The organism is Vibrio sp. M260118 (genome assembly GCF_036533755.1).
In the GTDB taxonomy this organism is placed as follows: domain Bacteria; phylum Pseudomonadota; class Gammaproteobacteria; order Enterobacterales; family Vibrionaceae; genus Vibrio.
This window is the reverse complement of record NZ_JATABG010000120.1, coordinates 1-9266: the sequence shown is the minus strand read 5'-3', so window position 1 is coordinate 9266 and position 9266 is coordinate 1. Positions and strand designations below refer to the sequence as shown.

The 9266-nt window shown below is 45.0% G+C and carries 5 protein-coding genes and 1 pseudogene; 3 read left to right on the top strand and 3 right to left on the bottom strand.

The genetic code is table 11. From position 1 onward, the window contains the following. The 3 genes and pseudogenes from QTO00_RS09240 to ubiG form a co-directional block, all read right to left on the bottom strand. Nucleotides 1-206: pseudogene (locus QTO00_RS09240) on the bottom strand (class Ia ribonucleoside-diphosphate reductase subunit beta); the annotation flags it as partial. 85 nt (nucleotides 207-291) lie between these two features. After that, nucleotides 292-2574, bottom strand: a complete 2283-nt coding sequence (gene nrdA / locus QTO00_RS09235) for a class 1a ribonucleoside-diphosphate reductase subunit alpha (protein WP_331424456.1) — start codon at nucleotides 2572-2574, stop codon at nucleotides 292-294. A 467-nt stretch (nucleotides 2575-3041) separates the two neighbouring features. Next, nucleotides 3042-3749, bottom strand: a complete 708-nt coding sequence (ubiG, locus tag QTO00_RS09230; RefSeq protein ID WP_331424455.1) for a bifunctional 2-polyprenyl-6-hydroxyphenol methylase/3-demethylubiquinol 3-O-methyltransferase UbiG — start codon at nucleotides 3747-3749, stop codon at nucleotides 3042-3044. A gap of 285 nt (nucleotides 3750-4034) precedes the next feature. Here ubiG and gyrA point away from each other — a divergent pair, with 285 nt between their 5' ends. The 3 genes from gyrA (at nucleotide 4035) to QTO00_RS09215 (ending at nucleotide 9257) form a co-directional block, all read left to right on the top strand. Beyond that, complete coding sequence (gene gyrA, locus QTO00_RS09225; protein WP_331424453.1) at nucleotides 4035-6668, top strand: DNA topoisomerase (ATP-hydrolyzing) subunit A; 2634 nt, start codon at nucleotides 4035-4037, stop codon at nucleotides 6666-6668. A gap of 205 nt (nucleotides 6669-6873) precedes the next feature. Beyond that, entirely contained in the window at nucleotides 6874-8643 is a 1770-nt protein-coding gene (locus QTO00_RS09220) for a putative bifunctional diguanylate cyclase/phosphodiesterase (RefSeq protein WP_331424451.1), read from the top strand. Between the two features lie 44 nt (nucleotides 8644-8687). After that, complete coding sequence (locus QTO00_RS09215) at nucleotides 8688-9257, top strand: hypothetical protein (RefSeq protein ID WP_331424449.1); 570 nt, start codon at nucleotides 8688-8690, stop codon at nucleotides 9255-9257. Nucleotides 9258-9266: the final 9 nt, after the last annotated feature.

Sequence of the window (9266 nt, the reverse complement as noted above, 5' to 3'; positions counted from 1 at the left end):
TGCTCTGGCAGCTTGTTGTAATCGATACGGTCGCTAGATACGTCTACCTCTTCTGGACGCCAGAAGAAAGAGAGCTGCTTTTCGATCAGCTTTTCGAAGATCTCAAACTTTTGTTGGTCGTAACGAGCAACGTTTACTGATTGACCTAAGAACATTGGCTCTTTTAGTTGGTCATTTTTGTTTCGGTTAAAAGTACTGTAAGCCATGGTGCCTCAATTCCTTTTAAGCCTCCCACCTGGTGAGAGGCGAATAATTTGTTAAGCCTTGATAACCCGCTGTTTGGGTTATGGTTTAAATCTTACAACCGCCGCCAGCGCAATCGTCATCTGCTGGTTGTACTGCGTCTTTTTGATCATCGCTCGCACCGTCACGGGTGTTGTGATAGTACAGCGTCTTAACGCCAAACTTGTACGCAGTGAGCAGATCTTGCAGCAGTTTTTTCATTGGTACTTTGCCGCTTTCAAAACGCGTTGGGTCGTAGTTAGTGTTGGCAGAGATCGCTTGGTCAACAAACTTCTGCATAATGCCCACTAGGTGTAGATAGCCATCATTAGAACCAATGTTCCATAGCAGTTCGTAGTTGTCCTTATACTCAAGGAAATCTGGTACTACTTGCTTAAGGATACCGTCTTTAGACGCTTTCACAGACACATAACCACGTGGTGGCTCAATACCATTGGTTGCATTTGAGATCTGAGATGATGTCTCAGAAGGCATTAACGCAGTTAGGGTAGAGTTACGCAGACCGTGAGTCATGATCTCTTCGCGTAGACCATCCCAATCGTAGTGAAGCTGTTCGTCACAGATTAGGTCGACATCTTTCTTATAAGTGTCGATTGGCAATAGGCCTTTGGCGTAGTTGGTCTCGTGGAATGAAGGACACTTACCTTGCTCTTTTGCCAATGCAACAGACGCTTTTAGTAAGTAGTACTGCATAGCTTCAAACGTGCGGTGGGTTAGACCATTCGCGCTGCCGTCTGAGTATTTTACGCCATTCTTCGCAAGGTAGTATGCATAGTTGATAACACCCACACCTAGAGTACGACGGTTCATAGTTGACTTGTACGCCGCTGGTAGCGGGTAGTCTTGGTAGTCTAGCAGTGCGTCTAGTGCACGAACCACGAGATCAGACAGCTCTTCGAAGTCGTCTAGTGATTTGATTGCACCAAGGTTGAATGCAGATAGCGTACATAGCGCGATCTCACCTGAATCATCTTCTACGTTAGTTAGCGGCTTAGTTGGTAGCGCGATCTCTAAACATAGGTTCGACTGACGAACAGGAGCCACTTCAGAATCGAATGGGCTGTGTGTATTACAGTGGTCGACGTTCTGGATGTAGATACGGCCTGTAGAAGCACGCTCTTGCATCAAGATAGAGAACATCTCAATAGCTTTTACGGTCTCTTTCTTAACTGAAGGATCATTTTCGTACTTCACGTAAAGACGTTCGAACTCGTCTTGGTTTTCAAAGAATGCGTCGTAAAGCCCAGGTACATCCGATGGTGAGAACAGGGTAATGTTCCCACCTTCAACTAAACGTTGGTACATCAAGCGGTTTAGCTGAACACCGTAATCCATGTGACGTACGCGGTTCTCTTCAACACCACGGTTGTTCTTTAGAACCATCAATGCTTGAGATTCACCGTGCCAAAGTGGGTAGAAAACTGTAGCTGCACCGCCGCGAACACCGCCTTGAGAACAACATTTTACCGCTGTTTGGAAATACTTGTAGAAAGGAATACAGCCTGTGTGGAATGCTTCACCACCACGGATTTCAGAACCGAGTGAACGAATGCGACCAGCGTTGATACCGATACCTGCACGTTGAGAAACGTAACGAACAATTGAGCTAGCTGTCGCGTTAATCGAATCTAGGCTGTCACCACACTCAATCAATACACATGAACTGAATTGGCGAGTAGGGGTACGTACACCAGACATAATTGGTGTAGGTAGAGAAATCTTGAACGTTGAAGTTGCGTCATAGAAGCGTTTTACATAATCAAGACGAGTATCTTTCGGGTACTTCGCGAATAGGCAAGCAGCAACTAAGATGTATAGGAACTGAGCACTTTCATAGATTTCACCGGATACACGGTTTTGAACAAAGTACTTACCTTCAAGCTGTTTGACGGCCGCGTAAGAGAAGTCGAGATCGCGTTTGTGGTCAATATACGCGCCTAACTCATCAAGTTCAGCTTTGCTGTAATCTTCTAGGATATGTTGGTCGTATTTACCCATATCAACCAAGCGAGCAATATGATCATAAAGCGCTGGTGGCTCATACTGGTCATACGCTTTCTTACGCAGGTGGAATACTGCTAAGCGTGCTGCAAGATATTGGTAATCAGGCGTCTCTTCAGAGATCAAATCGGCTGCTGATTTGATGATGGTTTCATGAATATCTGAAGTCGTAATGCCGTCGTAGAACTGGATGTGAGCGCGTAGTTCTACTTGAGAGACAGAAACGTTGTCTAGTCCTTCGGCTGCCCATGTGATAACACGATGGATCTTTTCTAGATCAATACTTTCTTTGCGTCCATCACGCTTAGTGACGGTAAGTTGTTGGTTCATTCTGCTTTCTTTCCCTAACAAAACTGATAAAAGCCGTATTTTTGTGTAATTCTTGTAAAAATGAGCTCGGCTTTGTGATCAAAGTCTATCTATATATTGTAGCCCAAACACAACATATAGGGGTGCACCTAGGTGCGAGTTACAAGATAGTGCTATCAGCGATGGTTTTCAAGTTACAGATCTTGGATGACTTGTGGATAACTAACAAAAATAAAAAAAACAGTAAGTGTCTACTAACCGATGAGGTAAGAGCAGCTAAGATTGTAATAAATTACCGTTTTTAGATCGGTTTAGAAGTAACCTTAAACAAAAAAAATTCCTTGATCTTTAATCATTCTTGACGGTGATATTTGGTGTGCTTATTTTGGAATCAAACCGACAAAAATTAGTACAACTTGCACTAAAAAAGGCGGTGAGCTTGTGCTGCCGCCTTAATCATGACCACAACATCTAGTGTGTGATGAGTGTTAGAATTTTTCTGTGTGGACGATGTAATTCACATCCACATTGTGACCAATCTTGTAAGTGTCAGTTAGGGGATTGTAGTGCAGACCCGTAATGCCGGTTTCGGTCAGGTCAGTCTGATCAATCATTTTGATCAGCTCTGCTGGACGAATAAATTTATCGTGGTCGTGGGTGCCGTCTGGAACAATTTTCAGCAGCTTTTCAGCGCCTACAATTGCAAACAGGTAAGATTTAAAGTTGCGGTTTAGGGTCGAGAAGAAAACATGACCGCCAGGTTTGACTAGTGCCGCACATGAACGAATCACTGACAGTGGGTCAGGGACGTGCTCAAGCATCTCCATACAGGTGACAACGTCATATTTTGCTGGATTCTCAGCAGCGTGGTCCTCAATCGTGCTTTGAATGTAGGTGAGCTTTATCCCGGTTTCTAACGCATGAAGCCTTGCCACTTCCAGGGGCTCTTTGCCCATATCAAGCCCGGTGACTACTGCGCCTTCTTTGGCCATGCTTTCGGCTAATATACCGCCGCCACAGCCAACGTCGAGTACAGTTTTACCGAATAGGCCGTCACAATTATCTAAAACATAGTTAAGGCGTAACGGGTTTATCTGGTGCAGAGGCTTAAACTCGCCCTCTAAATCCCACCAGCGTGAGGCCATATCCTCAAACTTTTTAATCTCGTTTGGATCGACATTTTGTGATTGGGTCATAACAACTCTACTAATTTAACCGCTTCCTTGAATGATGGGCATTATACCCGTTAACTAGCCTCACTCCATAGACGGGATCACTTTTCTCTATAGGTGAACAAAATATAACCATATATCAGCAAGATATATGGTGAGTGTGCAAATTCTCGGCGTTTGATTCACAACCAAGCTCACAACCTGATAAAAGGAGAGGGAAAGTAATGCCGAACCACTGAAATGTATGTTATATTTTTGCACCTTAAGCGTATTGTACATACGATCTATAAATAGAGGGATAATGGCTCTATGAGCGATCTAGCGAAAGAGATCACGCCCGTAAACATTGAAGATGAGCTTAGAGGTTCATACCTAGACTATGCGATGTCAGTCATCGTTGGTCGTGCTCTTCCAGATGTGCGTGATGGCCTAAAGCCTGTACACCGCCGCGTTTTGTTCGCGATGAATGTACTAGGTAATGATTGGAATAAACCATATAAAAAATCTGCCCGTGTTGTTGGCGACGTAATTGGTAAATATCACCCACATGGTGATATTGCGGTATACGATACTATCGTACGTATGGCTCAGCCGTTCTCGTTACGCTACATGCTGGTCGACGGTCAAGGTAACTTCGGTTCGATCGATGGTGACTCAGCGGCAGCAATGCGTTACACCGAAGTTCGCATGGCGAAAATTGCCCACGAACTTTTGGCTGACCTAGATAAAGAAACAGTAGACTACGTGCCTAACTATGACGGCACAGAGCAAATCCCTGCTGTTCTACCTACAAAAATTCCTAACCTATTGGTAAACGGTGCTTCTGGTATCGCAGTAGGTATGGCAACCAACATTCCTCCGCACAACTTGACTGAGGTAATTGAAGGCTGCCTTGCGTACATCAATAATGAAGAGATCACTATTGATGAGCTAATGGACTACATTCCTGGTCCAGATTTCCCAACAGCAGCGCTGATCAGCGGTCGTAAAGGCATCGTAGATGCATACAAGACGGGCCGTGGTAAGATCTACATGCGCTCAAAAGCGGACATCGAAGCTGACAAGAATGGCAAAGAGACCATTGTTGTCACTGAAATTCCTTACCAAGTTAACAAAGCGCGCTTGATCGAGAAGATCGCAGAGCTTGTTAAAGATAAGAAAGTTGAAGGCATTAGTGCACTACGCGATGAGTCAGACAAAGACGGTATGCGTATTGTTATCGAATGTAAGCGTGATGCTGTGGGCGAAGTGGTTCTAAACAACCTATACGCTCAGACTCAGCTACAAACGACTTTCGGTATCAACATGGTTGCACTGAACAATGGTCAGCCGCAGCTATTCAACCTGAAAGACATGTTGAAGTGCTTCGTTGATCACCGTCGTGAAGTTGTGACTCGCCGTACTATCTTTGAACTGCGTAAGGCTCGCGATCGTGCACACATTCTTGAAGCACTATCTCTTGCACTAGCGAACATTGACGAAGTTATTGAACTGATCAAGAACGCGCCAACACCAGCGGATGCGAAAGTTGGACTGGTTTCACGTGGTTGGGAGCTTGGTAACGTTGCATCAATGCTAGAACGTGCCGGTACTGATGCAGCACGTCCAGAGTGGTTAGAAGACCAATACGGAATCCGTGACGGTCAATACTTCCTGACAGAAACTCAAGCACAAGCAATCCTAGAGCTTCGTCTACACCGCCTAACTGGTCTAGAGCATGAGAAGATTCTAGACGAGTACAAAGCACTGCTTGATGAAATCGCTGAGCTAATGCACATTCTTGCAAGCACAGAGCGCTTGATGGAAGTGATCCGCGAAGAGCTAGAAGCGGTTCGCGATGGCTTTGGTGATGTACGTCGTACAGAGATCACTGCAGCTAGCCACGACATCGACATGGAAGAGCTGATTGCTCGTGAAGATGTTGTCGTAACGCTTTCAAATGCGGGTTACGTTAAGTACCAAATCCTAAGCGACTACGAAGCACAGCGTCGTGGCGGTAAAGGTAAGAGTGCAACTAAGATGAAAGATGAAGACTACATTGAACGTCTTCTAGTGGCGAACACCCACGATAACATCTTATGTTTCTCTACTCGCGGTAAAACATACCGTCTGAAAGTTTATCAATTACCTCTAGCAAGTCGTACTGCTCGTGGTAAGCCAATCGTCAACATTCTTCCACTAGAGGAAGGCGAGCGTATTACTGCAATTCTACCAGTCGATGAGTTCTCTGAAGATAAGTTCATCTTTATGGCAACGGGTGACGGTACCGTTAAGAAAACACCTCTGACTCAGTTTGCCAACGTACGTTCAAACGGTCTAATTGCCGTTAACCTACGTGATGAAGACTCGCTAATTGGCGTAGACATCACTAATGGCGATAGCGACATCATGCTGTTCTCGAAAGCGGGTAAAGTGGTTCGTTTCGCGGAAGATAAAGTCCGTGCAATGGGTCGTACTGCGGCGGGTGTTCGCGGTATGAAGCTAGCGGAAGATGACCAAGTTGTTTCACTGATTGTTCCTTCAAATGAAGGTGATATCCTAACAGTGACGCAAAACGGTTACGGTAAACGAACTCAACTTGCTGAGTACCCAACCAAAGGTCGTGCGACTCAGGGTGTTGTCTCTATCAAGGTCTCTGAGCGTAACGGTCCAGTAGTGGGCGCGGTACAAGTAGAAGAAGGCGATGAGATGATGATGATCACCGACGCGGGTACTCTCGTCCGTACACGTGTCGCTGAAGTGAGCCAAGTCGGTCGTAACACTCAAGGTGTCACACTGATCCGTACTGCTGAAGATGAATCAGTGGTTGGTCTACAGCGCATCGATGAAGTAGAAGAAGTGGAATTGCCTGAAGGCGAGGAAGAAGCGGCTGAAGGTGAGGTAGCACAAGACGCTACTGAGTCTCCACAAGCACCAAGTGCAGAAGACGATACTGAAGAGTAATTCAGTTGATTTTAGAAAATGCCAGACCTAGTGTCTGGCATTTTTTTTGTCCTAGCTCTAATGATTGATGCATGAGATTGATTTCTAAAATAATTGAAGTAGATTAATACTTATGACGTATTTTTTCCTTGGGGTTGCATACTGTACTATTCGAGAGGGCAATGTAAACGGTTGAATTTTCGACTCAAATATTAGAGGAGAGATCGTGGCGAGCGAAAAACTACTTAAAATCGCTAATATTGGCTTAGCCGGCTTCTATTTTTTTGCCGTTATGATGATATCTTACGCTCTGATATCGGAACACGAATCAGTCCGTTGGCTCTATTTCGCATTTCCAATTCTATTAACCATCGCCTATTTTAGCCCTGATTCAAAAATCAGAAAGGGCACGTCGATTATAGCCATTGCAATCGTTGTTACTGGTGGTCTTATTGAGCCATTCGAACTCGATGCGATTGAAGAGAGCTTCCTGCTGCTACCCCTCTGTTACGTTGTTTTATTTCCTGGTTCGCTTTGGCCGATATCGGTCGGGTTTATCCTTATTCTCAGTTATTTAGTTGATCTGCCGGCAGAAGAGTTTGATGAGTTTATTGAAGACGCAATCGAGCTAGTATTTATTACCATCTTTGCGACCGTCATGACCTATTTTCAACAGCAAGCCAAGCTACAGTCGGAGCAGTATAAGAAAGCCAGTTTAACCGACTATCTCACCCAACTTCCGAACAGAAAGTCATTCTTCATGCGTCTCAAACAGTTGAATGAATGTGGCGTACAAGAGACGAAATACGCTGTGCTTCAAATAGGTCTGGATAGCCTAAAGCAGGTTAACGATAATTTGGGCTACGGCTATGGTGATGAGTTGCTTAAAAGCTTTTCCGACATGGTGCGAGAGATAGTTGCCGATGATGGGGAAGTGTATCGATTGGGCGGAGATGAGCTGGTCGCCTTACTTCCATTCACAGATTCTAATATGGCCTCGATAGAGCGAATTATTGGAGAGCTAGAGCAGAGATATGATTCCGTGTGTCGGATCCACAGTACTTCGCTCAGTTTAAGATACTGTGGTGGTATCGCCTTGTTTAGGGATGCACAGAATAACTTAAACGTTTGGGGTAAGAATGCAGACGCCGCTGTTGCAAAAGCGAAATACCACAGGGACGGAACAATCTATTGGTATGACGATGAGTTGATGAACGATACGATTCGAATTCACCAAATTGAAGTAGAGTTGAAGTCGGCGATACAGGCACAACAACTCTATTTGGTGTATCAGCCTAAAGTGGATGTTGCATCAGCACAAATCGTCGGAGCAGAGGCGCTCATTCGTTGGAACCATCCCGACCTTGGCATTGTACCGCCAAATGAGTTCATCAGTGTTGCAGAAAGAACAGCGCAAATAGTTCCAATCGGGCGGTGGGTAATTGAGCAAGCTGTCGCTCAAATAGCGTTGTGGCAGCAACAAGGCCATGAGTTATGTATATCCATCAACGTGTCGAGCCTTCAATTTGCCCATGATGATATCTATCCATTTATAAAGCAGACTCTAGCCAATGCATCGGTACCGCCAAGCTGTTTGCAGATTGAAATCACCGAAACCGCAATGATGGATGAACACTCTAAAGTCGCGCAAGTGTGTGCTCAGTTGCAAGACCTAGGTGTAACAGTCGCCATTGATGACTTCGGCGTTGCGTATTCATCTCTAAACTATCTGAAAAAGCTGCCTATTGATGTGCTTAAAATTGATAAGTCGTTTATAGATGAGTGTGTAAACGACAAAACTGATCACATGATTGTACGTACCATAGTTCAGATGGGGCATAACTTGGATAAAGTGGTCGTTGCTGAAGGGGTAGAAACGGACGAGCAGCGTGCAATCCTTGAGCGAGAACAGTGCCATCAGTATCAAGGCTATCTGTACTCAAAACCAGTAGTGGCTGAAGAATTCACTCTGCTCATTTCAAGTAGAGTAAACTGAGATCTCGACTACACTCTAATTGATAATCTTATCAGGAGTGAGTTATGAATAGACTAACTAGTATAGCCGCGATTGTCATGTTTGTATTGTGTTCAAACGCATACGCGCAAGAGGAAGAGGCTGTAGAAGGTGATAGTGACCGAACTAAAACGCCTCCGAGTATAGAGCAAATGGATACCGATGGGGATGGTATGGCTTCCCTCGAGGAGTTTAATCAGTTCCGCCAGGTTAGCGACGATGGAAATGATGGCGAAGAAAGCGATGAGGACAGTGATGATCCAGAATCGCAAGATGGTGAAAAAAAGCTTAGCGCCTTTGCGTCCTTTGATAAAGATAAAGATGGCTTTGTCACTCAAGAAGAGCTAAATGCACATGCTAAGTACTCGAATCCAGGTAACGGTACTGGTGAGCTGAAAACAAGTAAACAACCAAATCGTCAGGCTACAAGCAACTCGAGTTCGAGCAGCAAAGGAAACAGTGGTCGTAGTGAAAGTCGCGGTAATAGTGGTAATAAAGGTGGCGGAAACCGAGGTGGAGGCAATAGCGGTGGCGGTGGCAACAAGGGTGGAAAGGACAAACAGTATCGATGCAAATTAAAATGCCCTAACGCATAGGTTAGGGCA

Coding starts and splice junctions, on each gene's coding strand:
- QTO00_RS09215 (WP_331424449.1), top strand. CDS start 8,688: ATGAATAGACTAACTAGTATAGCCGCGATTGTCATGTTTGTATTGTGT.
- ubiG (WP_331424455.1), bottom strand. CDS start 3,749: ATGACCCAATCACAAAATGTCGATCCAAACGAGATTAAAAAGTTTGAG.
- nrdA (WP_331424456.1), bottom strand. CDS start 2,574: ATGAACCAACAACTTACCGTCACTAAGCGTGATGGACGCAAAGAAAGT.
- gyrA (WP_331424453.1), top strand. CDS start 4,035: ATGAGCGATCTAGCGAAAGAGATCACGCCCGTAAACATTGAAGATGAG.